This window comes from Scandinavium hiltneri (assembly GCF_024764835.1).
GTDB lineage: Bacteria > Pseudomonadota > Gammaproteobacteria > Enterobacterales > Enterobacteriaceae > Scandinavium > Scandinavium hiltneri.
In genome coordinates this window covers 1-681 of sequence record NZ_JALIGE010000051.1, presented here as the reverse complement: position 1 = coordinate 681, position 681 = coordinate 1, and the positions used below count along the sequence as shown (strand labels likewise).

The window sequence follows — 681 nt, the reverse complement described above, 5'->3', positions numbered from 1 at the left end:
CAGACCTACCTGGCCTGGCGCAAGGAGCTGCACAGCTGGATCAGCCACAGCGACCTGTCGCCGCAGGACATCAGTCGTGGCCAGTTCGTCATCAACCTGCTGACCGAGGCGATGTCGCCGACCAACAGCCTGAGCAACCCGGCGGCGGTCAAGCGCTTCTTCGAGACCGGCGGCAAGAGCCTGCTGGACGGCCTCGGCCACCTGGCCAAGGACCTGGTGAACAACGGCGGGATGCCGAGCCAGGTGGACATGGACGCCTTCGAGGTGGGCAAGAACCTGGCCACCACCGAGGGCGCCGTGGTGTTCCGCAACGACGTGCTGGAACTGATCCAGTACCGGCCGATCACCGAATCGGTGCACGAACGCCCGCTGCTGGTGGTGCCGCCGCAGATCAACAAGTTCTACGTCTTCGACCTGTCGCCGGACAAGAGCCTGGCGCGCTTCTGCCTGCGCAACGGCGTGCAGACCTTCATCGTCAGCTGGCGCAACCCGACCAAGTCGCAGCGCGAATGGGGCCTGACCACCTATATCGAGGCGCTCAAGGAGGCCATCGAGGTAGTCCTGTCGATCACCGGCAGCAAGGACCTCAACCTCCTCGGCGCCTGCTCCGGCGGGATCACCACCGCGACCCTGGTCGGCCACTACGTCGCCAGCGGCGAGAAGAAGGTCAACGCCTTCACC

The 681-nt window shown here is 65.3% G+C and carries 1 protein-coding gene; it reads left to right on the top strand.

Features of this window, described 5'->3' with window-relative positions:
- Positions 1–681, top strand: a 681-nt coding sequence (locus tag MUU47_RS00245; RefSeq protein ID WP_374684731.1) for an alpha/beta fold hydrolase, incomplete at both ends; no start/stop codon positions are given.